Genomic DNA, 24,369 nt, shown 5'->3' with positions numbered 1-24,369 from the left:
AGGCGCTTACCAATGATCTATATTTACTTTCTATAACTAATTATTTTTTAGCAATGTCCTTTAAAAATTCAAAATCCTCTTTATCTAAAACAATTTTATTACGACTTAGAAGCCCCTCTTTGCCCTCTAAACGATTTATAGCCTTTAAATCAATAGTTAATAAGGCATACTTATCTAAATCCTCTTTAACTGCCTTTAAATCGTTTTTAATATTATCTAAAATAACTTGTTTATCTTTTATATTCTCTTTTAAAGAATTTAATTCTTTTATAGCAGTTTCTTGTTTTAATTCTTTTATACTTCGATTCCCTTCTTTAGTTCTTTCATTTAAAATTCCTATATCACGACCAAAAACATTTTCCATATATTTCTCAAATTCAGGATGAAATTTTTTTAAATCATTTTCAGTAATACATTCTTTATCTGAAACCTTATATTCTTCTTTTTTCTTATCGTAAACCACTGGAATAAAAGCAAAGTGCATATGTGGAGTTACTTCGTCAAGATGAACAAAACTTGAAATCACATTCTCTTTTCCGTACTTTTTTTCTAAAAAATTATAAGACTCTTTAAAAAACTTCTCCTGGTCTTCAGAAGTTTTAATTTCTCCTGGAAGAGTAACAACCCAAGAGCACATTACATTAACATCTTTACGATTTAAACACTTAATCTCAGAAGTTCTCTTCTTTATAAATTTAAGCTGATTTTTTTCAGCTGCAAGATTATAATTTAAATGAGTTTTTTTATATTTATTTCTTGATTGCCAAATTTAATATATTCATCTTTCTCATTTTTAAATCTTTCATAATGACGAGTCAATCCTCCAGTTGCTCCTCTTGTAGATTTCATCAAATGTGCCATAAAAATCTTCGCTCCTTTCATACCAAAAATTTGGTAACTTGTAAGGGGAGTTCCCCTTAACCCACTTTTGGGGAAAACTTTATTGCTAAATTTCCCGTTCGTTTTTATAAAAAATAAGCGAAAGTGACAAAGATATATATTTAAATTACTCTTTCACCTCTCTATAAAAGGCTTAAAACAATAATTCAATTTACATACTCAAAAAATACTAACTGAAACACAATTTAAATTGAAAAATAAAGAATAACAAAATTAAAATATTAAAGAAGAAATATTAAAAAATGGTTGCAATTTTAGAAATAAACAATACATGACATCTTTAAGATTAAGGGTGATATTAGTCTTAAAATATTATCACATTGTTTTTAATTATAAAAGACACTAGAAAAAAATACATTATCCCATATTGACATTTTATATGTATTCATCTTATCATCTGATGCTTCAAGAGGATAAAATGAACACATTATTCTAAAAGAATCATTTACATTAAAATCATGATTTACTTCAATCAATATTTTATCTTTCAATTCAGTGTTAATATAATACACTTGATTATTAAATAGTGAATTTTCTTGATCATCAACTAAAAAAACTGCTAAACTAATAAAATTATTAGATTGTGATTCTATATCATCTAAAAAATTCTCATAATAAGGAGAGCCATGTAAAGACCTACTTAAATCAACAAATAAATATACCTTTTCTGCTTTTTTCAGAGAGCTAATATTAGAGTCTATTGGTTCTAAACTCTCATCAAGGAGTGTTAAATATTCATATTTATTAGGAGAGTTTTTTAAATGGTCTGGACTTCCATCATTAAAAAAATTCTTACTATATAAACTATCAAATGAAGATATGTTGTTTAAAGTGTTGTTGACAACATTAAACCTAAAAAATTTAACTTTTCCCATATGTTCATTGGCTTCTTCAAGAAGAAGTAAAATATAATCATTTAAATCATAATATTTATTTTCAGTTTTTAAAGCAACTTCAGTAGAAGTAATAGTTTCTGTTTTAGAAAGCTTAATTTTTTGAATTTCATTGTATGATAAATTATCAATCGCAAATGGGACTTGTTCATAATTATTTAAAAGAATGGCCCTATAAAACGAATCTTTATTAGAATCAAAATCTAATGTTAAGTTAATTTCATGTACTGGATTTTTACTATTCTTTTCATATAAGATAAGGGTTTTTTTATTTTCATGAAGACTATCAATATGTAATTTTAAGTATTCATAAGTAATTGTATCTATAGGTTTATAAGTGTATATATATACACTTATAAATAAAAAACAAACAAACATTATAACTAATATTTTCAGTTTGTTATTGTGCAATTTATTTTTCATTTTACAATTATTCCTTTTTCATTAATAGATATTTTATTTTCTTTTGCAAGAAAAGATATAATATAATCAACAATATAGAAATTTAAATTTAGTTCAAATTTAATTTTACTTATATGAAATCCATGTGATTTTCCTGTACTTATAAGAGGATATATCATATTTGTAAGTATATCTCTTTCAACAAATTCAACTCTATGATTTGCATATATCCGTATCATTTTAGGAGTACAGAAGTTTTCAATAAATTCTTTTCTATAAACAGCATCCAGATTATTGTCGATTTGTTTGATTTTATCGAAAAACAATGGTAAATATACTGATTGTATTTCCCCTGTCCAACTGTAACTCACAATACAATTATCTCTATAAATTTTTTGTGTACAGTTAACTAAATAGATATCCTTTTTGAAATATTCATTTAGTTTATAGACAGTATAGAGCATACCACAGTATTCATTTGAATCCTCTGAATACCATATTGTAAAACTATCCTTCTCAGTGTTTGAAAGTATAGAATAAAAATTTTTTAAGGCTTTCTTTTTATCAATTTCTTCAAACATATTATAAAAGAATAACATTTTATAAATTGTCATTTCTTCAATTTCTTCTACTGAACCAATATTAAAGATTAAAGGGAGAGATATCACATCCAACTCACTATCAAAGTCTTCTATTGTATTTTTAAATCCATCAGAAAAACATATATGAATCATTTTTCATCTCTCCTTTTAATCTTATGTATTCTTATATATCTCTATCTATTACTAAAGTATCCTCATAATCTAAACCACCAGATGAATTCCATCCCTTATGAAAACTTCGAAATTCAAAATTATCTCCTGATTCATATGAAATTTTAGGTGTTTCAGACTCAACATACCCATATCCTTCTGTGCTTGGTGCTCCATTATAGTATCTGTAGTTTTTATACATGTCCCCTCTAACACTTACTTTGTACTTTATTGAGGTATCTGTTGAACCCCATGCAGATATTTTTTTTGTAAGATAATTTCTGCTAAATCCAGATTGTCCTACAACTAGTGCTGCCCGACTAGATCTAAAATAACTTTCTTCTTTGTTGTCATCAGAAATATACCCCTTAGAGACTCCTTCTGCTATTTTACCTGAAGTTTTTCCGTTGTAAATGATGTCATAATAATTATCACTGCTTATTTTTGTGTTTTCAGTGATGCTTGTTTTAGCAAAAGCTAAATTACTGCTTAAACATAATATCAATGTTAATGTTAAGACTGCTACTTTTTTAAATTTTTTCATAATATACCTCCTTGTATAATATATTAAATAAATAAACTAATTTATGCACCATATTATTTAAAGTTCAAAATCATATATAAGTTGTGGTTCTTTATGCCATGGCATATTATAAATTAGTTTTAATTTATTTACAGAATTACTTTTAAAATATTTTTTAACGTCTTCATTGTTGGACAATATTTTTATTAATTCATCATTTTTTGAATCTATATCATCAATATAAGTCTCAGCATCTGTTACTTCAAATATATTTATTTCTATATTATAATTATTAGATATATCTTCTAGCCCTAACCTTAAAATATCAACTTCATTATCCTTAGAAAGTTCATTAAATATGATTGTCTGAATATTAAAGTCTTCTTCTGATTGTTTTAAACTCAATACATTTATATCTTTATCAATATCTCGAAAGTGTATATTTTCTTTTAGAATTTCTTTAAAGTTTTCAGATTCAAATACAACAGATATTGTAGAAAGTCTAAATTCTCCACCCTTCCTTTCTCTAAAAATATCAGTTATTTTATCCATACATTCTTCACTTAAATTAGTAGTTTCTTCAAAACTTAAACTTTTATCTAATATTAAGCATGCATCTATAAATATATTTGCAAACTCTTTCTTATTCTCTTTGGGTTTCATTAGTAGCTTATCTTCATAGACATTTAATTCTTTTATTTCTATATTATCAAAATATTATCAAATTCCAAGATAGGCTTTTGAATTTTGCTTTGCAGTTCTTTTATAATTGTATCTGTTGAATAATTTTCAATATAAGCAAGTTCTGTATCTGTTAACTTCGTATATTCATTATCAGGTTCTGAATTTGAGCATGAAGTTAATATTAAAGCAATACTCAAAATAAGAAGAAAACCTTTATTTCTATTATTCATAAAAACCTCCAAGATTTTAAATTTCAATAAATTTACAACACAATGATTCAGCTAGTAAGTTGATTTTAATTGCTATTATCCATATTTAAATGTAATTTTTTTAACCATAACTCAAATTGCTATCTTCTACAGGTGCTAGAAACCAGATTATAATTTCACCTACTTCTGTTAAAGCTAGGATTATCACATCTGTGTCTGGAATAATTTTTATTCCTAATAATACTACTAAAATTAGAACTATAGAAAACAAATAACATTTAACTTCAGTTTTAGCATGATACCCTCCTCCATAGGCTCTAAGTGGAGTATACACTATTATAAATAAAATGCTTTCCCAGACTGCTTTAAATATAAATCCTATTAAAATCGTTGTTATGATGTTTAGTAGTATTAGAAGTCCTTGATGTAATCCATAGACATAAATCTCTTTATCCTCATCTTTTATTAGCTCATTAACAACAAAGTAGTTTGTTATTTTCTCAATCATATTATTTTCCGTTAATTTTTACGAAGTTTTTCTGCACCTTTTGGCAATTCAGGCTGATGAGCAAGATACATACATGTTGTATTTACATTCATAGATGTTACCATCAATGCTAAACTTGCAAGAGCTCCACCAAATCTTAAAATAACTTTCTTCAAAAGAATCATCCCCTTTGTTATTTTTTGTATATTCATTATACAATAAGAAATAATAGCTCTTTAGGAATTTGTTGAAACTTATATATGTTTTTGTTGAAACTTACAATTTTTGTATATTTATTACTAAAATATTAAAGGACTTTGGCCCTAATTATCTAATTTATTATACTCCATACATTAATATATCAACATGAAATCTGTTTTCAGTATGATATACTTTCATGGTACCATCATATTTATCTAAAGTTTTTTCTATATTATTTAATCCAATACCATGATTTTCTTTGTCTTTTTTAGTTGTTTTTATCTTTTCTCCTTCATAAATAATAGAGCCATCAAAAGAATTATTAATATAAATAAATAGTATATCATTCTTATATTTAATTCTAATATCAATGGTCTTCTTATTCTCAACCTTGGAACTAGCTTCTATTGCATTATCTAACAAATTCCCTAAAATCACTACTATATCTAATGGGTAGATATTCAATTTAGATGGAATTTTTAGTTCTAGTGATACTAAAATTCCTTTTAATTTAGCCTCTTGTAACTTATAATTTAGAATGCTGTCTATCTCTATATTGCCTGTTTTAGAAAACTGTTCCTTTTCATAAAGACTTTCATTTATTTGTGAAATATAATCAATAGCCTTTTCTTCTCCCCCATTTTCTACGTATTCCTTTAATACTATTAAATGATTCTTTATATCATGACGCAAAGACCTTATATTCTCATAGGAACTATCTATAATTTCAAGCTGCCTTTGATAATAGTGGTTTTGTTCTTCAAGTGTTAATTTCTCTATTTTATCTTTAAATGCTTTACTTAAAGTATCATATAAATAGAAAATAATTATATTTATTGAAAATAATATAATTATACAGCCTACAGTTTTGTATATATCTAAGTTAAAGTTCTGTAACAGAGTCAAGATAATATATAAGCTCCCTAATGGTATTAAAAATATAGATAACCAATAGATATTTGGCATATCTATGCCTTTCTTTATATTTTTATATCCTCCCATTATTAACGCAATCATATATGAAATTATATTTATAGCAATCATTCCGATAATTGAAGAATATAATGGATTGCTGCTAAGACCATTAGTATAAACAAATCCTGATAATAAAACGATTATACTCTCTATAGACATTAAAATCATATATATAGTCATAATGGATATAATCTTATTTTTTATAGATGATTTATAATTAAATGTTAAAACAAAATATAATAATATATTACTTATAAATGTAACTACAGGAGTATTAATAGTTAAATATACAAAACTAATTACAATAAAATAAAGTGTATAGGAAAGAATTTCTATTTTTTTATTTGTATCTCTGGTATCAAAGAATATATCCATGAATTTATATGTAGTATATGCCCTCAAAATATTGGTTATTAAATAAAAATAGTCATAAATATTTAATCCCATATCCTATCCCTTTCTAACTCTAACTGTAATTCTCTTACTTTCTTTCTATTTGCTTGACTAATAGGTAAAATCACTTTATTTGACATAGTAACTTGATGATATTCAAGTTTTGTAATATGGTTATAATTTACTAAATAGGATTTATGAATATGAATGAATTTAAATTGATTTAAATATTCATATATATCTTTTAATCTTCCATAAAATACTTCTGACCCATTTATAGTGTGTATTATAACTTCTCTATTTTTACTTTCAAAGTATATAATATCTCTTATTGGCAAATTGTATGTTGTATGTCCAACTTTATACTGAAATACCTTTTCATCTCTTTGTATAATCCTTAAAGCAATCTCAACAACATCCTGTATCTTATTATAATTAAAAGGTTTTATAATAAAATCTAAAGGTCTTATCTTAAAAAGCTCCATTGCATAAGTCTCTTTCCCTGAAATATATATAATTTGAGTAGTTTCGTTTAACATCTTATCTCTAATTACTTGTCCCACTTCTACGCCATTCATTTCTTCTAATTCAATATCAAGAAAAATAATATCATAATGATTATCTTGAGATAGATACGAACATAATTCCTCACCAGAGTAAAAAATATCTATTTGTAGTTCCTTTGAAAATTTCTTTTCAAGTCCTTCTAAAATTTCTTCCAATTGATTACATATTGAATTTTCATCATCACATATAGCTATTCTTAGCACTGAGTATCACCCTCTATAAAATTATATATTAGATTATCTTTAATCTTTATTTTACTCTAATTATATTTCCTATTAAGTTTTACTCCTCTAAATTTTTATCTAACTTTTCCTTTATTCCATTAACGGAATTTTCTATATTATTTATTTTTCTTGATAACTTGATAAAAATAATAATTAGTATGTTATAAATACTAAAGCTATAACTTAGCCATAATTATATAGTAATAATTTAAGTAGTGCTCTAAATATATGTATATTCCATACCCTCTGTTGTTTTTCTACCTCTATATTATCATATAATTAATTTATTGTCCTAGAACTTGTTAAAGTTATCCCAAAGATAAAAGGGACTTTGATCTCTCTCAAAGTCCCTTTGTTTTAATCTATATATTTTTTAAATAATACCGTCCCATTATGCCCCCCAAATCCTAGTGAATTTGATAATGCGTATTTTATATCTCTTTTTACTGCTTCATTTGGTGTATAATTTAAATCACATTCTTCATCTGGATGTTCGTAGTTTATTGTTGGAGGGATGATTCCTTCCTTTATTGCCATAATGGCTGCTATAGCCTCTATTCCACCGGCAGCTCCTAGTAAATGACCTGTCATTGATTTTGTTGAGCTTATGTTTATATCCTCCGCATGGTCTTTAAAAACATTCTTTATTGCTAAAGTCTCTAGTTTATCATTGAAATATGTTGACGTACCATGAGCATTTATATATTCTACATCATTATAGTCGGCTGCTGCCTCCTCCAATGCCAATTCCATAGCTCTTGTTGCTCCCCTTGCTTCTGGGTCTGGTTGAGTTATATGGAAAGCATCTGAAGTAGATCCGTATCCTACAATTTCACCATATATATTTGCCCCTCTAGAGAGTGCATGGTTTAACTCTTCTAAAATCAATATACCTGCTCCTTCTCCCATTACAAATCCATCTCTCTCTTTATCAAAAGGACGAGATGCCTTTGTAGGGTCATTATTTCTAGTTGAAAGAGCTTTCATTGAACAAAAACCTGCCACTGAAATAGGTGTTATAGACGCATCTGCTCCACCTGCTACTACCATATCCACATTACCTGATTTTATCATTCTAAAAGCTTCCCCTATGGCATGGGTACTTGACGCACAGGCTGTAGTTACTGTCATTGTTGGTCCTCTAAATCCAAAGGTCATGGATATTTGTCCTGGTGCCATATTGGATATCATCATTGGGATAAATAAGGGGCTAACTCTACTTGGTCCTCTATCCCTTAGTTTTCCATACTCTGTTTCCATAGTCTCCATACCACCGATACCAACTCCAATTACAACTCCAACTTTATCTAAGTTTAATTTATCTAAGTTTAGATTTCCATCTTCTATAGCAAGCTTTGCACCTACTACTGCATATTGTGTAAATCTGTCCATCCTTTTGGCTTCCTTCTTATCTATATAGTCAGATGGATTAAAGTCTTTAACTTCAGCACCTATTTTAGTATCGAATTCTTTAGTATCAAATCTAGTTATAAGTCCAATTCCTGACTTCCCTTGTATTAATGAATTCCAAAATTTTTCTTTTCCTATACCTATAGGCGTTACTGCTCCTAATCCTGTTATTACAACTCTTTTCATTTTTTACCTCCAATGTAAGGTATTATTCTGTCTTTTCTTCTACATATTTTACTATATCACCAATGTTTTTAAAGTTTTCAGCATCTTCATCTGGCACAGAAATTCCAAACTCATCTTCTAAAGCCATCATTATTTCTACTGCATCCAATGAATCTGCTTCTAAATCCTTCATCATGGAAGTCTCCACTGTAATACTCTCCACGTCATCTATTCCTAATTGCTCTGCTATTATATTTACAACCTTTTCAAATATCATTTTCGCATTCCTCCTAATTTTTTATTGTATTAGATAAATTATAAAAATAAGACTCGTTTTTTATAATTTATCTCATTTACATTAACATCCCACCATCTACATTTATTACTTGCCCTGTTATATAGTCTGATTTTTCACTAGCTAAAAATACTACTAGGTTTGCTATATCTTTTGGGTTGCCAAAGGTATTTAGTGGTATTGATTTTAGCATTGTTTCCTTTATATCCTCTTTTAATACTTCTGTCATATCAGTTTCTATAAACCCTGGTGCTATGGCATTTACTCTAATACCCCTACTTGCTAATTCCTTTGCCATGGACTTTGTAAATCCAATGGCTCCAGCCTTTGAAGCACTATAGTTTCCTTGACCTATATTTCCCATTATACCTACTACAGAAGTAATGTTTATTATCTTTCCATATCTTTTCTTCATCATCATTCTAGATACTGCCTTAGTACAGAGGAATGTTCCCTTTAGATTTACACTCATTACTTCATCCCAGTCTTCCTCTTTCATTCTAATAATTAAATTGTCTTTTGTAACTCCAGCATTATTTACTAATATATCTATAGTGCCTAATTCTTCTTCTATGGACCCTATCATCCTTAATACATCTTCTTCTACAGATACATCTGCCTTTATGGCAATTCCTTTTACTCCATAGGATCTTATCTCATCTATTACTTCTCTAGCTTTTACCTCGTTATTAATATAGGTAATTCCTATATTAACACCATTTTTAGCTAACTCTAAGGCAATTTCTTTTCCTATCCCTCTAGAACCTCCAGTTACTAGGGCTACTTTATTATCTAGGCTCATATTTTCACCCCCTTTCTAATTTAGTGAATAACTATTTATCTTTCACTGATTTTATATAATTAACTGTTTCCTCGAAGGAATTAACATTATTTACACTTAGTGCCTTTACTTCTTTCCCCATGGACTTTCCTATTCTCTTTACAAAGCCTGAAAGAGATTTTCCTGGTCCTAATTCTATAAAGGTATCTACACCTTCATTTATCATATATTCCACAGACTGTTGCCACAATACTGAATTGCTCACTTGGTTTACTAGATTAGGTTTTATTTCATCTTTATTAGATAAAAGTTTCGCATCTACATTTGAAATAAACTTCTTTTGGGTTTCCCTTATATCTATCTTTGACAATTCATTCTTTAACTTTTCCCCTGCTGAAACTAATAAGGATGAATGAAATGGAGCAGACACAGATAATGGTACTGCTTTTTTAGCTCCTAGTTTTACTGCTTCTTCACAGGCAACTTTTAGCCCTTCTATTTCTCCTGACAGTACAATTTGCTCTGGACTATTATAGTTGGCCACCTCAACTACTCCATATTCCTTAGTTTTTTGTATGATAAAGGGTAACTTTTCTTTGTCTAATCCTAGAATCGCAGCCATTCCACCTACTCCTAGGGGAACTGCTTCTTGCATAAACCTTCCTCTTTCCTTTACAACCTTAAGAGCATCTTTAAAATCTAAGCTCTTGCTTGTGACTAAGGAACTATATTCTCCAAGACTTAGCCCAGCTGTATATTCACAATCTATCCCTCTAGCTTCCATGGCTTTGAGTATTGCAATACTAGTTGCAAGTATTGCTGGTTGAGTATTTTCCGTTTTCCTTAGATCTTCTTCGGTTCCATTGAAACATATGCCTTTTAAATCCATATCCAATACTTCATTTGCTTCATCAAATACTTTTTTTGATTCTGCAAAGGATTCGTAAAAGTCACTACCCATTCCTACGTATTGTGAGCCTTGGCCTGGAAATATAAAAGCTAATTTATTCACCAATATCACCTCTACTTAAGGAATTCAATATATTCAGTTTTTTATCTGCATAACCTATAATATCTTCAATTATCTCCTTACATGGTTTAATATCTTCTATTAATCCTGCAATTTGTCCAGCCATTAGAGACCCCTTATTTACATCTCCATCCACTACAGCTAATTTTAATCTTCCCGAACCTAATAACCCTAATTCTTCAAGGGATCCATTGTTTTTTTCCAACTCTAAAAATTCCCTAGTAAATTTATTTTTCAATGCTCTAACAGGATGCCCAGTACTTCTCCCAGTTACTTGTGCATCTCTATCTTTAGATTTTACTATGGCTTCTTTATAGTTTGTATGAACATTTGCCTCTGTGGAGCATAGAAATCTAGTGCCTAGTTGAACTCCTTCTGCGCCTAGACTTAATGCTGCCAAAAATCCTCTTCCGTCTCCAATTCCTCCTGCTGCTATAACAGGAATATTAACTTTATCCACTATTTGAGGAACTAATGCCATAGTAGTCAATTCTCCAATATGGCCTCCCGCCTCTGTTCCCTCTACAATTAAGGCATCAACGCCTTCTCTTTCTAATCTCACTGCTAAAGACACAGTAGGTACTACAGGTATGATTTTTACATTGTGTTCTTTTAATTTCTTTATATACTTCCCTGGACTTCCTGCACCTGTAGTTACAACAGGAACTCCTTCATCACAGACTATACCTACAATATCCTCAGCAAAGGGTGACATCATCATAATATTTACACCAAAAGGTTTATCTGTCAATTCCTTTAGCTTCTTGATTTCATTTCTTATTACTTCTCCTGGGGCATTACCAGCTCCAATAATTCCTAAGCCACCTGCTTCCGACACAGCTGCCGCTAATTCGTGTGTAGCTACCCAGGCCATACCACCTTGTAATATAGGATATTTAATATTTAAAATATCTGTTATCCTAGTCTTCCACATCTTATCTCCTCCTACTCCACTTTATAGTCATTGAAGCCCAAGTAAGGCCTGCTCCAAAGGCTACTAAAAGTATATTATCACCATTTTTAATTCTATTATCCTTAACTGCTTCGTCAAGGGCAATTGGAATAGAGGCTGAAGACATATTTCCATATTTATTTAAATTTACACATATCCTGTTTTTTTCAAGCTTTAATTTCTTAGCTGCTGCATCTATGATCCTCATATTAGCTTGATGAGGAACTAAAAAGTCTAAATCATCTAAATTTAAATCTGCTTTTTCTAAAGCATTTATTGATGCTTTTTCCATAACTCTAACTGCAAATTTAAATACTTCTTTTCCATCCATCTTTATATAGTGAAGTCTATCTTCCAGAGTTTCAATACTGGCTGGTAGTCTCGAACCACCTGCTGGCTGACTTAGCACTTGGCCATTTGTACCATCTGAACCTAATTCACTAGAAAGAATTCCTGAACCTTCTTCGCATTTTTCTAATACACAAGCTCCTGCACCATCTCCAAATAGCACACAAGTATTTCTATCTTCCCAGTCTACTACTCTAGATAATGTTTCTGCTCCTATGACTAATACCTTTTTGTAGGTTCCCGATTTAATGAAACTTTCTCCTATGGATAATCCGTAGACAAATCCAGAACAACCTACGTTTATATCAAATGCTGCTGCTTTCATTGCACCTATGTTTTTTTGAATTATACAAGCAGTTGATGGAAAAGCATGGTCAGCTGTAACTGTTGCAACAATAATTAAATCTATATCTTCTGGTTTTACTCTTGCGTCTTCTAAGGCTTCTTTCGCTGCCAATGTTCCTAGATCTGAAGTTGCCATATCATCACTGGCTATTCTTCTTTCCTCAATTCCTGTTCGTCCAACAATCCACTCATCAGATGTATCTACAATTTTAGATAAGTCATGATTAGTAACTTTCTTTTCAGGAACATAGCTACCTACACCAGAAATACCTACATAAATGTTTTTCATTTTCCACCTCCGTATTTAATTATGATTTACTTTTCCCACTCTTCATATACCACCCCCTTAAAATATTTGCAAATTAGTTTTATTTAGATTATTATTAATAATATCATGCGAATAGAACTTTAAGACTTAGTATATATGAATATAATAAAATAATCAATAATTAATTTTTTACTATAACAATCAAAAAAGGAGTGATTTTATGGATAAATTGTTGAATATAGAAGAAATAAAAGAGATTATTCCCCATAGGTATCCTTTTCTCTTTATTGATAAAGTTTCCATAGAAGAAATTGGAGTTAAAGGCATAGGATATAAAAATGTAACTATAAATGAGCCATTTTTTCAAGGGCATTTTCCAAATATACCTGTAATGCCTGGAGTAATAATAGTGGAATCCATGGCTCAAGTTGGAGCTGTAATTCTTTTATCTGATGAAAAGTATAAGGGAAAAACCCCTTATTTTGCTGGAATAAATAAGGTAAGATTTAAAAGAAAAGTAGTACCTGGAGATACTCTTAGGATGGAGGTAGTCTTAACTAGAGTTAGGGGTTCTGTGGGTATTGGAGAAGGTAAGGCCTATGTTGGAGATGAACTCGCTTGTGAGGGAGAGTTTCTATTTGCAATAGAATAGATCATTTGATAGTTTTGCCAAAACAATGTGCATTAATGTAAATAAAAGTAAAATAATATGCTTTTGATAAAATCAAAAGCATATTATTTTACTTTTATTTAATTTAATATTTCAAGGGTAAAATAATGTGATGTGTACATAACATCTGCCAAAAGAAGTATCGTTCAAAAACGAGTGATATTGATTTCATCTCTAAAAAAATCATGCTTCCCAGAATTTTAGAGTTTTGTTCATAAGCTACAATTCATCCTCTATATGGCAAATAATTTACCTCCTAAATAGTTAATTCCACGTGGCTAAATTTCTTCTAATGAGATTTTTGATACTTTCTTCATTCCAATAACAAATTGCTTTATTCTTATCTACTCTTAATCTTTTACATCCACCCATACATAACGGAAGATATTTACATTCTAAGCATTTCTCTAATAAATAGTTGTTTCTGACATTTATGTCATAGTTTTTATTATAAGATATGCTTCCATCTTCATTAATATAACCTATAGCTTTATCTTTATATCCAAATTGAGACTTACAAAAATACAATTCTCCAGATGGTCCTATGTTAAACATATTTTCCTCTCCGGAACTACACCATTTAATTTTAGGCTTTGGTAGGCCAACTGTATTATAAATCACTTGATTTGGTAATTCTTTAGTAATAGCTTGCTTAATCAGTTCTACATTATCATAGCTGTCGAAAAAACTTTTTGTATTAGATGAGCAAGAAAAATCAATAATTGGTTTCAATTGAATATTTACTCGTTTATCATCTTGGATAATTGGGGCAATATCTTTAACAAATTCAGCAATCATATCACTATCTGCACCATCCGAAAAATAATTACACCTTAGATTTAATACAAAGTCATAATTAGTCGATAATAAATTAATAATATTCTCCATAATCTGTTTATAAGTTTCTTTTCCACATTTAGTCTTTCTATATTTATTATGCAAATATTCATTTCCATCAAATGTTATTTGAATAATTTTGATGTGTGATCTAATCAACTTAACTAATACATCTTGATTAAGTAAATAACCGTTAGTAACAATACTAGCTCGAATATTATTACTACTTATTGATCTTTCTAATTTTTGCGTAAATTCAATTATGTGGTCAAGAGCTAATAAAGTTTCTCCTCCAAACCAAATAATATTTATCATTTTATCTCTATTGAAATTATTACTTTTTATACAATTAATAATAGAGTTCAAGGTAGTCGTATTTATCATACTATTACTTTTATTTACAAAGCAATAACTGCAATCAAAATTACATAAAAAAGTAGGAGAAATTGTTAAGTATATTTCATCATTCTTAGTACTTTTTTCAATATGTTTTAAGTACTCTACTTCTTCATTACATTCTGATGGAATAATTATTTTACTTTTTTTTAACAATTCAATAAGTGAAGAATCTATCTTATCTATTAAATTATTTTCTAGTAAGCTGTATTTATCCTTATCCAATAACATCAATGATCCCGTTGCACAATTAAAAAGAATATTCTTTTCATCCAAATCATCTACACAAACTATATATTTGCTGATTTTAAAATCATTCTTCATCTTATTTTCTCCTATCGTTTAAATAACACTTTAAGACGTTCTCTATTTGCTTATAATCACATTCTTTCTCTGAATTAGCAGAATGTCTAAAATAATTTACTAAAGCACAATTGCCATAACATGCTAAGTAGAAATTACAGCTTTTACACTTTTTATAATCAACATGATCAGCATGCTTCTCTTGAAACGAATGTTCAACATTATCAATATAAAACTCCTCTATACCCATTGCTTCATTACAGGAATAAACTTTACCGTCAACATCAATAACTCTGTTCAAATTAATGCCACAATAAATTTTTTCAATTATAGGATATTCGTTTTCATTTTCACTGATGTTATTCAAAAGATTAATAATAGGTAGACAAAACTCTACTTTTATTTTACTTTTGTTTTTTACCATACAATATAATTGATAGCAATCTAAATATGATAATGGTTGATAATCTAGATTCTTCTTATCCTCTACCCTATGATATTCGATGCGCATAAGTGATTTGTTTTTAATTATTATATTTAAATATTCAATTAATTCAAGTTGATGTTCAATATTATCTTTACTTAAATTAATTCTAATTGACACACGATAGCCTATCTCATTTAATAAGCAAACAGAATCTATAATTTTATTAAATGAAGATTGTCCATCTTTGGATATACGTTTACTATTATGAACCTCTTCTGGTCCATCAATGGTTATGGTAAATTCTACTATTTTACTTTTAGCAATATCAAATATCTTAATATATTCTCTTATATAAATACCATTGGTTATAAATCTAAATAATATCCGGCTGTTATCCTTAAAATCTTGTAAGACTCTATAAATATATTCTTTATTGCTTTCTAATAAAGGTTCGCCTCCATAAAACACTAACAGTACATTATTTTCTTTAGCCAAATTATCAATATATTTTATAGTTTTTTCAAAAGTATCATTTCTCATTATATTTTTTATATTATTATCTTTTTCAAAACAATATACACATGCTAAATTACAGTCATAGGAAAATATCAATGATACTACTTTAAAATTAGGAGGCTTTAAAAAACTAGTATAATCAGTCTCTAAACTAGTATTTTCTAAATATTTACGAGTATATAATTGAAAAAGCATCTGTGAATTAACATCTGTGAAATTCTTGTTTTTCAATATATAATATATATCTTCTGATATCAAATCTACCGTCTTATAGAGTAAATTCATTGCATAGTATTTACCATCATTTTGGGTGAAATATGTATGCTTTGCAATATCCCAGATAATTTCGGTATTGTCGACCTCCATCAACCATCCATAATCACTAAATAAGTTAAAATATTTCAGAAGAACTGAATTTATACTCTGGTAACTCTGATTAAGTACTTTAGATTCTCTAGATACAATATTATCAAATTCTATAATTTCTGTCCCTATTAAATATTCAAAAAAAATTCCAGCTGCATCTTTTATCCTTATTGTTTTATAATTAACAAATAAATAATATTCATAATTTGGACTGTCCATAACTGACTTTTTAAAATGAACATTAGGAGAAATAAAGTACTTTTTTCCTTGGAATATTATCATTATAATCACCCTAATTTAATTATTTATATTATATAATCACAATTATATTAATTTTTCCAAACTAGGTTAGTAGACTTCCTTAGTATTATTTTTTAATATTGTGGAGTTATCTAGTTTAGATTTTAAATCTATCATCTTTAATAAACGATTCACTATTTCTATTTCACTTTATAAACCGAAGCGCTATTATCACTCTTTAAAAATTTGACTTTTATATTATTCCTGATAGGATTTATCAATCTATTTTTTTTCATACTAATGACATCATAGTCATATTCAACAACTTCTTCATAGTCATTGTTTATCGTAGAAAATAAAAATATATTTTCTTCAAACGCAAAAATATTTCTTATAGCTTCTGTATTTTCTCCAAATTCATATGTATTTACAAATCTTTTAATTAATTTCATTACATCCAAAATATATTCTTTAAGATTATTGTAATTATAAATATGACAATTTAGAATCTCGCTTTCTGATACAACTTCGGTAAATGCATAATATACTTTTAAATTGCTATTATTCATTGAATCAAGAACTAACCTATATGTTTCGTTAATATACATTATTGTGTGGATAAATATACAATTAAATACAATATCTAAATTTCTTAATTCATTCCTTAATTTAGTTGGCAAATCAAAGTACTGTGGGAAAATCTGTTTGTCTCTAATTAATTTGTTTAAAATTTCACTATTCCATCTACCTATACTCAGCCTTGCATCCGTATGATAGTTTCCTATGTAGTGTAATTCATCTATATACCTATTTGTAATCTCAGTTCCAGGAAAGAAAATTAGTTTGCTAAGATTAAGTGTAATATTTCTGCCTTTAAAGTCCTCATAAAAATAACTATACAAATAATATAATATACTTAATGTTTCATCAATATCTTTTTCAGTTTCATCGGGAAATCCGTAAATAAATGAAAATGTAGGAGTAATATTATATTTTTTTAGTAGTGTCACTAAGTTATCTAGAGATCCTAGATTTAAGTTCTTATTAATTAATTTCTGCATCCTTTCTGATCCAGTTTCAATTCCAAAAAAAATACTTTTGCAACCGGCTAAATACATTTTGTTAATCATCTCTTCGTCAATTGTATCAATCCTTGAACTGCAATACCAAGAAATTTTAATATTATTTTGAATTATCATATCACACAACTCTAATACTACATTTCGGTTAACAAGGAAAAGATCATGTTGAAAATTGAACTCATAGACGTCATATTTTTCTATATATGTAGTAATTTCATGAAAAATTCTTACTGCTGATTTTATTCTGAATTTTCTTTTCCAAAATGTTTTAGTTGAGCAAAAACTACATCCAAATGGACATCCTCGTCCTACATCCAAGCTTATTCCTTTATCTAAGTTATGCTTGTATAAGTCAAAATCAATAATAGGCATTTGATCCATATCTGAAATTAGATTATCGTTATCAATACATAGAATTTCTCCATTCTGTCTATAGCCAATTCCTCTAACATCTGTAAAATCAGAACTATTAACTGCTCGTAATATTTCCAGTATGGTATTTTCTCCCTCTCCAATTCCTATAGCATCTATAAAATCAAACTTTTTAAGCGTAGCTTCAGCTGTTAATGACGCATGAGGTCCTCCAAATAATACTTTTACTTTAGGATTTTGACTTTTAATCTGTTTTGCAAGCAAAATAGCAATATGATGGGAATTACACATTGTGTATAAACTCACAAAATCCGGATTATACTTCAATATATAATTAGTATCATTCATGATATTTTCATTTAAATCATCGCTTATATCTACTCCTTGCTCTGTATATATTCGATTAAAATCTATAACTTCTACTTCATATTCTCCACTTTCTTTTATCACAGTGGCTAAAGATAATATTCCCAGTGGATATGAACTACTAGCAATATTTACATAGTCACATACATTTATAAAAACAATTTTCATATTACATCTCTCCCATGCCTGTACTTGTCAAGGAAACTATCCATAAGTATAAATTATATTTAAGAAATCTGTCCCTAATAATTATATTTTAATATATGTGATAATATCCTCCTACTGCTTACAATTATTAAATAGATTAATATCTTAAACTTTTTGAATTCTAGCACCATATTCATCTTTAATAAATTTCAAGCAATTGTTTTGTTTTTGCAAAGATATGTTTTGATTAGACAAAAAATCATAAACATTATAGTGATAATTTTTTATTTTTTTATTCTCAAATTCAAAATGTATAAAGTCAAAAATATCTCTTTCAAAAATAAATATTTCATAAACATCAGGTCTCAAAATATTTATGTCTTTTTTCTTCAAAAATATTTCAAATATAGTGAAAAGAATAGAAATTTCTTCTTTCATCTTATATTTATTGGCTTTAACGTTAAAAAACTTTGTTATCTGCTCAAGGCAACACCCTAGTATATCATCATACATTTTAAGGATATTACCATTGTAATATTCTATTATCATATCTATTGAAGATGTAGAGTATTTATAAAAATTGTTAAATAGCCCCATTATAAAAGGACTTAAATACATGTATCTTTCCGAATAATTCTTAGGTAAATTATAGTAATTAATAAATACATCTTTATCATTACTAATCATCCTAGATACTTCTTCATTATCTATATATTTATTATAGCTAAAATCAGTTCTTGAAGTTTTTTGAAATATAAGTTTGTCTTTATATTCCTCTCCCATTTCCGTGCCTGGTAAAAAATTCAGAGGCCATAACTGTATTGTGTTTTTTACTTTCTTATTTTCTGCTTCAATTTTCTTTAATTTGTAAATAAGTTGTAAAGTTTGATTAAGGTCATGTTCACTCTCACTTGGAAAGCCATATATAAAAGAAAAAATTGAATCAATATTATATTTCTTAACTAATCTAGCTGTCTCTTCAACTTTTTCAATCTTTATATTCTTATTAATTATATCTTGTATATCTTGAGAGCCAGTTTCGATTCCAAAGTATATACAGTTGCAGCCTGAAAGAGACATTTTACTTATCATTTCCTCATTTATTACATCAATTCTAGAACTACAAGCCCATTTAATATCGATACCTCTTTCCAAAATCTCATCACAAAATTTAATGATATATTTCCTATTATAAGTAAATAAATCATGCTGAAAAACAAAACTTTTCATTTGATATTTATCAATATAGAATTCTAATTCTTGAATAATCCGTTCAACGCTCTTTAGTCGATAATTATTACACCAAAAATTCTTTGTGGAACAAAATGAACAATGAAAAGGACATCCTCTGCCAACTTCTATATTAATTATTTCTTCATCTCTATAAAATTCTTCGATATCAAATATTTCTAATTTGTTGATATCAACAAATTTAGTTTTATCCCAATTAATATCTATAACTCCATTATGTTTACGATATGCAATCCCATTAACATTATCTAAATTATTATTAACAATTCCTTGAAGTATTGGCAGAATCGTATCTTCTCCTTCGCCTAAAGCGATATAATTAACATATTCATATTTCATCAATGTCTCACGGGCAACCATTGTAGCTTGAGGACCTGCTAAGATAACAAAAATATCAGACTTCAACTTATTTAATTCTCGACATAAAAGCAATGCAATATGATAATTATTGCACATTGTATAAATACTAACAATTTTAGCTTCTCGTGATATTATATAATTTGCCATGTCATTAATGTTCTCTTGAAAATTATTGTCTGTTAATAAATTGTTGTCGTATAATTTGTTAAAATCACATATCTCGGCATCAAAATCTGATTTATTTTCTAATAATAAATATAATGATTGTATACCTAATGGTAAACTCGCTCTACTACTAGTAAAATCATAAAGATTTACAAACAAAACTTTCATATATTTTTCTCCTAATTATATATTTATATTGCTGTGTAATATAATGTTAAATAATAACTCTAACACTATCTACAAAACTACACAATTATCAAAGATACAACCATGTCAACTCATACAAGTATATCAATTAAATTTTAAAAGTATTATGGAATAATTCTGACGCACAACCTTGTGCGCCAAAACCATTCACTATAAGCTAGTAAATAAAAAACATCTACGCATTATTTACATACATAGACAGGAGCAAAAAAGTTTTCACAGGAATCCGTGTTTAAATCATCTATTTTATTTCCTGCGATATCAATACCCTCTTCCAAAATAACTAATGCATCTTTAGTATCAAAACTATAATTCTTATTTTCCATGAATTCACCCCCCTTTATGTAGCATGATAACCGTACATATATATACAAAATAAGTAAGTACAGTTATTTGATCTACAGTTACTTTTTATAGAAACAACTAAATACTTTGATATAACTTATAAAGCATTTAGTTGATATCCATCTCAAAACCCATTAAAAGTAGTTGGAAGATTCTCACAATAACAATTAAATCATTAGCTGGTATCATGTAGAAACTTTCATAGGTTTACTTTTTTATAATTATTGACCTACTAAAGGCTTGTACATGATTTTTTAAGTTGTTTTTAAATTTTTCTATATCTACACTATATTATTAGCACCAACTATATCATATCTAAATTAATTTGTATACAACTAAATTTGTGTATTCTTCGACATCTTGGACTATTTTTGTCGATAACTCCATCTTGTACTATTAGCATTTATCTTTAAAAATTACCTTGATATTGATTATTTAATCAAAGAAATATTACAACTAAATTAACTATAGTATTAAAACTAAGTTAAGGCTCAAACTATAGTGCCAATAATATAATAGCCTTACAATGAGTGGAAAAACTATTACTTACTAATCATTCTTAATAATATTTAGTATTATGATATTAAAACAATGAGTAAAATATAAAATATGATTAGACATTATTAAAAAAACTGTGCCTAACCATATTTTATAAGGAATAGTTTTATGAATAAATTATAAAAATTAGTAACAACACCAATAATGTAATTTATTATATCTTTCTATATTTCTAAATACCCTGCTTCTTTTAGGAGCAAATTGATTCTTTCTTTTTCTGTAATTATCTTCTTTTGTTTCTCATCATAAGCATATAATCCACCACTGACCATTCTTGTTTTCAACTGTCCCTTAGCTATTTGTGATCCTTGCAAATGTGGTGCATCTAATATTCCAATTCTCACTGCTTCTGTTAAAGTTTCTGGATCTGTTAATGGATCTTCTAAGTTTAAATTTAGTGATTTTATACTCTCTATTATTATCTTTGCTTCTTTTATTAGTGTATTCTTTCTTTCAAGTACATTCTTATCATTAGTCATATCTACTGAACCTAAGAATTCATTCTTTAGTATTCCTCTTACTATCATAGCTGACTCTATTATATCATCTGCTTTTGCTGCATGATGAGCTTCACAAAATCCTACTACATGATATATATGAGGTTTAATTGCCATGGCTAGATATGCTGAAGCTGCTAATTGTCCTTTTGCTTGATAAAGGTTAGTAGGAAAACTTGCTAAACCTGCCCTTGCTTGACGATATACATTGAAATCTTTATCTACTAGACTTTCTATTAATTCTATCTTTGCCAACATCTTACCTAAATCCATTTCTGGTGAAATAGATGCTGGGACATTAAACATATATTGAGCAATATAATCCTTGACCCCCATTTTCTTCGCATTATATGCTGCAATATAAGCTACGGCTACTCCTATGGCATCGTGGGCATCCCTTAGACTCCAATGATGAGGGTCGTTTACTTCTACTGGGATATTTCTTTCCCCATGCCATTTCATTACCTCTTGATTTTCTTTTATGGCATCTATTAATTTCCTTGGTCCTCTTCCATCTAGTTCGCTATACCAAAATAATGGAACTGCACACCAAGCATTGTCTATACTTTCCTTTAGGACTTCTGCAAAGGGAATTATATTTTTTGTCCCACTATAAGATCTTAATAGTGGGAAATTCCCTCCTTGTGCTGCGTTATAAAGTTTTTTAAAATCTTCTTTATTTCTTAAGGGTACCCCTCCTGCTCCATTTAATCTTTCATCCATGTTTTCTTGATCAAAGAAAAATTCTTGAGCATTTTGGTCTGGTGCAAGGGATATTATATCTATTACTTTTGCCTCTGCGACTTTTTCTATGGATTTCACTGTTTCTTCTATGGTAGGTAATCCTAAATGATGTCTTAATATTGGATATGGATATTTGGATTTAATTCTAGATATTAATTCTCTTGGATAAGATTCTTCTCCTGAGTAATTTTTTCCTTTTAAATATGCTATAACTTCGTCGATATCTTCTGTGCTATCAAATATTTTATCAAATATTTGATATTCTTTTGCTACTAGGCCCGTTGGCTCTGTTCCTCCAAATAGCCAAGTGATATTTCTTATATTGTTTTTATTTATTTTATCTCTCAATTCTTCTAAAATTTTATGAAGTGGTTCAGGTGTCAATCTATAGGATAGAGCCACTATATTAGGCTTCTTCTCATGAATTAACATTATTATTTCATCCACTGACTTTCCTATTCCAATAAAATCAGTATCATAATTTTCCTTTTCCGCTAGGTTTAAATAGTTCATTATTCCTGCCACATGAACACAGTTACCTAGAGTACCTGCAATAATTTTTTTCACTAAGCAACACCCTCCTCATCTTTTTTATCTGTTTTGCCTATTTGTGCAATCTTATGCATCTCATGTACAGCTAATCCCTTGAGACCTAATCTCTCTATGGTTCTGCCTTCCATATGAAAATCTTTTCCAGTAATTAATTCTGCAATATTTATAATGGAGTTAATAGCTGGTGTTTTTATCCCCAATTCTCTTGCTATGGAAGACATTGGTATTAAGCTATATGGTACGTCTTCATATATATATCTTATAGACAAGCCTTTAGGTGCTTGAAGTCCCTTATATGCTGGATTATTCTGAACCGTTTCGTATAGATTATTTCCCTTTGCTCCATAGGATTCGTATAGCCAATCTTTAGCTGATAAGGTGTTTATCTGAAGAGCCCTTCCTATTTCCATTCTTTCTTTATCCATCTTTTCTATAAAATCTCCTATAGATGGAGTTATTCCTTCTGTATAATACTCAAATGGTGCTCCTCTTTCGATATGACCACTATTTAATAGGGTTGGTGCTGGATGGAAAATTGCCCCGTAATTATTTATGCTTGTTTCTAAAACATCACTAGCAGGAATAAACTGTGGATAAGCAAATTGCAATAGATTAATAACATGATTTGTCTTAGATGAAGGTATGGAAGCTATGGTCACTTCATTTTTTACTTGAAAAATATGTGCACTATTGCTTGATGTTGCTCTACAAGCATAGATAAATGTCTGAGCTTCTGCGACAACTATATCCTTTTCACATTTGTGTCTTTTTATTGTCTCATATACTTCTAAAGCTCCTCCTGTACGCCCAGGATTAAGTACTATGATTTGGCCATCTTTTAGATATGGTGCCATCTCCACTGCTATCTGATAATGTCCCATGGCAGGAACTGTAACCATAATTATATCTGCCCCCTCTATGGCTTCTTTCATTATATCGGTTACTTTATTTAATACTCCAATACCTTTTTCTTCACCTGTTAAGGATATTATTGGATTTTTTATTAAAGGAATTATATTTTCTAAGGTTCTATTATATAAATTTACTTTATACCCCATCATGGCCAAATAACCTGCCATTGCCATACCGCCATTCCCAGCACCAACAATAGTAAAGTTTAATCCCATCATTAATATCTCTCCTCTCATTTTTTATGTCAACCAC

At 28.6% G+C, this 24,369-nt stretch carries 25 protein-coding genes; 1 reads left to right on the top strand and 24 read right to left on the bottom strand.

Features of this window, described 5'->3' with window-relative positions:
* Positions 1 to 40: 40 nt before the first annotated feature.
* From RBU61_RS03215 to RBU61_RS03135, 17 genes are all read right to left on the bottom strand, one after another.
* Entirely contained in the window at positions 41 to 691 is a 651-nt protein-coding gene (locus RBU61_RS03215) for a plasmid recombination protein (RefSeq protein WP_308879757.1), read from the bottom strand.
* A 38-nt stretch (positions 692 to 729) separates the two neighbouring features.
* Positions 730 to 861 (bottom strand): hypothetical protein, encoded by a 132-nt coding sequence (locus RBU61_RS03210; RefSeq protein WP_308878117.1) that lies wholly within the window; start codon positions 859 to 861, stop codon positions 730 to 732.
* Positions 862 to 1,226: 365 nt separating this feature from the next.
* A complete protein-coding gene (locus tag RBU61_RS03205; RefSeq protein ID WP_308878116.1) occupies positions 1,227 to 2,216 on the bottom strand; it encodes a hypothetical protein in 990 nt (329 codons plus the stop codon).
* Complete coding sequence (locus tag RBU61_RS03200; protein WP_308878115.1) at positions 2,213 to 2,929, bottom strand: DUF1835 domain-containing protein; 717 nt, start codon at positions 2,927 to 2,929, stop codon at positions 2,213 to 2,215. Before RBU61_RS03200 ends, RBU61_RS03205 begins: the two co-directional genes overlap by 4 nt.
* Positions 2,930 to 2,960: 31 nt before the next feature.
* Complete coding sequence (locus tag RBU61_RS03195) at positions 2,961 to 3,491, bottom strand: hypothetical protein (protein WP_308878114.1); 531 nt, start codon at positions 3,489 to 3,491, stop codon at positions 2,961 to 2,963.
* Between the two features lie 57 nt (positions 3,492 to 3,548).
* Positions 3,549 to 4,133, bottom strand: a complete 585-nt coding sequence (locus tag RBU61_RS03190) for a hypothetical protein (RefSeq protein WP_308878112.1) — start codon at positions 4,131 to 4,133, stop codon at positions 3,549 to 3,551.
* Between the two features lie 38 nt (positions 4,134 to 4,171).
* Positions 4,172 to 4,384, bottom strand: coding sequence for a hypothetical protein (locus tag RBU61_RS03185; RefSeq protein WP_308878111.1), 213 nt, complete (start codon positions 4,382 to 4,384; stop codon positions 4,172 to 4,174).
* A gap of 100 nt (positions 4,385 to 4,484) precedes the next feature.
* Positions 4,485 to 4,871: an accessory gene regulator B family protein gene (locus RBU61_RS03180; protein ID WP_308878110.1), complete on the bottom strand. Its 387-nt coding sequence runs from the start codon at positions 4,869 to 4,871 to the stop codon at positions 4,485 to 4,487.
* 11 nt (positions 4,872 to 4,882) lie between these two features.
* Positions 4,883 to 5,026: a cyclic lactone autoinducer peptide gene (locus tag RBU61_RS03175; RefSeq protein ID WP_308878109.1), complete on the bottom strand. Its 144-nt coding sequence runs from the start codon at positions 5,024 to 5,026 to the stop codon at positions 4,883 to 4,885.
* A 163-nt stretch (positions 5,027 to 5,189) separates the two neighbouring features.
* Entirely contained in the window at positions 5,190 to 6,473 is a 1,284-nt protein-coding gene (locus RBU61_RS03170) for a GHKL domain-containing protein (RefSeq protein WP_308878108.1), read from the bottom strand.
* Complete coding sequence (locus RBU61_RS03165) at positions 6,464 to 7,189, bottom strand: LytTR family DNA-binding domain-containing protein (protein ID WP_308878107.1); 726 nt, start codon at positions 7,187 to 7,189, stop codon at positions 6,464 to 6,466. Before RBU61_RS03165 ends, RBU61_RS03170 begins: the two co-directional genes overlap by 10 nt.
* 378 nt (positions 7,190 to 7,567) lie before the next feature.
* Complete coding sequence (gene fabF, locus RBU61_RS03160; protein ID WP_308878106.1) at positions 7,568 to 8,806, bottom strand: beta-ketoacyl-ACP synthase II; 1,239 nt, start codon at positions 8,804 to 8,806, stop codon at positions 7,568 to 7,570.
* A gap of 22 nt (positions 8,807 to 8,828) precedes the next feature.
* Entirely contained in the window at positions 8,829 to 9,062 is a 234-nt protein-coding gene (gene acpP / locus RBU61_RS03155; RefSeq protein WP_374212477.1) for an acyl carrier protein, read from the bottom strand.
* Positions 9,063 to 9,138: 76 nt separating this feature from the next.
* The gene (gene fabG / locus RBU61_RS03150) at positions 9,139 to 9,882 is read right to left on the bottom strand and encodes a 3-oxoacyl-[acyl-carrier-protein] reductase (protein ID WP_308878105.1); all 744 of its coding nucleotides are present in this window, start codon (positions 9,880 to 9,882) and stop codon (positions 9,139 to 9,141) included.
* Positions 9,883 to 9,913: 31 nt separating this feature from the next.
* Positions 9,914 to 10,873 (bottom strand): ACP S-malonyltransferase, encoded by a 960-nt coding sequence (fabD, locus tag RBU61_RS03145; RefSeq protein WP_308878104.1) that lies wholly within the window; start codon positions 10,871 to 10,873, stop codon positions 9,914 to 9,916.
* Entirely contained in the window at positions 10,866 to 11,825 is a 960-nt protein-coding gene (gene fabK, locus RBU61_RS03140) for an enoyl-[acyl-carrier-protein] reductase FabK (protein WP_308878103.1), read from the bottom strand. The genes fabD and fabK overlap by 8 nt, the downstream gene beginning before the upstream one ends.
* Before the next feature lies 1 nt (position 11,826).
* On the bottom strand, positions 11,827 to 12,825 hold the full coding sequence (locus RBU61_RS03135; protein WP_308878102.1) for a beta-ketoacyl-ACP synthase III: 999 nt from the start codon (positions 12,823 to 12,825) through the stop codon (positions 11,827 to 11,829).
* Between the two features lie 199 nt (positions 12,826 to 13,024).
* Between RBU61_RS03135 and fabZ the strand changes: the two genes are divergently transcribed.
* Positions 13,025 to 13,456: a 3-hydroxyacyl-ACP dehydratase FabZ gene (gene fabZ, locus RBU61_RS03130; RefSeq protein WP_374212476.1), complete on the top strand. Its 432-nt coding sequence runs from the start codon at positions 13,025 to 13,027 to the stop codon at positions 13,454 to 13,456.
* 282 nt (positions 13,457 to 13,738) lie between these two features.
* Here fabZ and RBU61_RS03125 read toward each other — a convergent pair whose 3' ends face one another.
* The 7 genes from RBU61_RS03125 to RBU61_RS03095 all read right to left on the bottom strand — a co-directional run bounded on the left by RBU61_RS03125 (position 13,739) and on the right by RBU61_RS03095 (position 24,335).
* Positions 13,739 to 15,031 (bottom strand): radical SAM/SPASM domain-containing protein, encoded by a 1,293-nt coding sequence (locus RBU61_RS03125; RefSeq protein ID WP_308878101.1) that lies wholly within the window; start codon positions 15,029 to 15,031, stop codon positions 13,739 to 13,741.
* Between the two features lies 1 nt (position 15,032).
* On the bottom strand, positions 15,033 to 16,601 hold the full coding sequence (locus tag RBU61_RS03120; protein WP_308878100.1) for a radical SAM/SPASM domain-containing protein: 1,569 nt from the start codon (positions 16,599 to 16,601) through the stop codon (positions 15,033 to 15,035).
* A 158-nt stretch (positions 16,602 to 16,759) separates the two neighbouring features.
* Positions 16,760 to 18,547 (bottom strand): B12-binding domain-containing radical SAM protein, encoded by a 1,788-nt coding sequence (locus RBU61_RS03115; protein WP_308878098.1) that lies wholly within the window; start codon positions 18,545 to 18,547, stop codon positions 16,760 to 16,762.
* A gap of 144 nt (positions 18,548 to 18,691) precedes the next feature.
* Complete coding sequence (locus RBU61_RS03110; protein WP_308878097.1) at positions 18,692 to 20,470, bottom strand: radical SAM protein; 1,779 nt, start codon at positions 20,468 to 20,470, stop codon at positions 18,692 to 18,694.
* A 221-nt stretch (positions 20,471 to 20,691) separates the two neighbouring features.
* Complete coding sequence (locus RBU61_RS03105; RefSeq protein WP_308878096.1) at positions 20,692 to 20,835, bottom strand: hypothetical protein; 144 nt, start codon at positions 20,833 to 20,835, stop codon at positions 20,692 to 20,694.
* Positions 20,836 to 21,576: 741 nt separating this feature from the next.
* Entirely contained in the window at positions 21,577 to 23,220 is a 1,644-nt protein-coding gene (locus RBU61_RS03100) for a cobalamin B12-binding domain-containing protein (RefSeq protein WP_308878095.1), read from the bottom strand.
* Entirely contained in the window at positions 23,220 to 24,335 is a 1,116-nt protein-coding gene (locus RBU61_RS03095) for an NAD/NADP octopine/nopaline dehydrogenase family protein (RefSeq protein ID WP_308878094.1), read from the bottom strand. Before RBU61_RS03095 ends, RBU61_RS03100 begins: the two co-directional genes overlap by 1 nt.
* Between the last annotated feature and the right edge of the window lie 34 nt (positions 24,336 to 24,369).

It is taken from the genome of Tissierella sp. MB52-C2, assembly GCF_030931715.1.
GTDB lineage: Bacteria > Bacillota > Clostridia > Tissierellales > Tissierellaceae > Tissierella.
The sequence above is the reverse complement of the archived record's forward strand: the minus strand, read 5'-3'. Positions and strand labels throughout refer to the sequence as shown.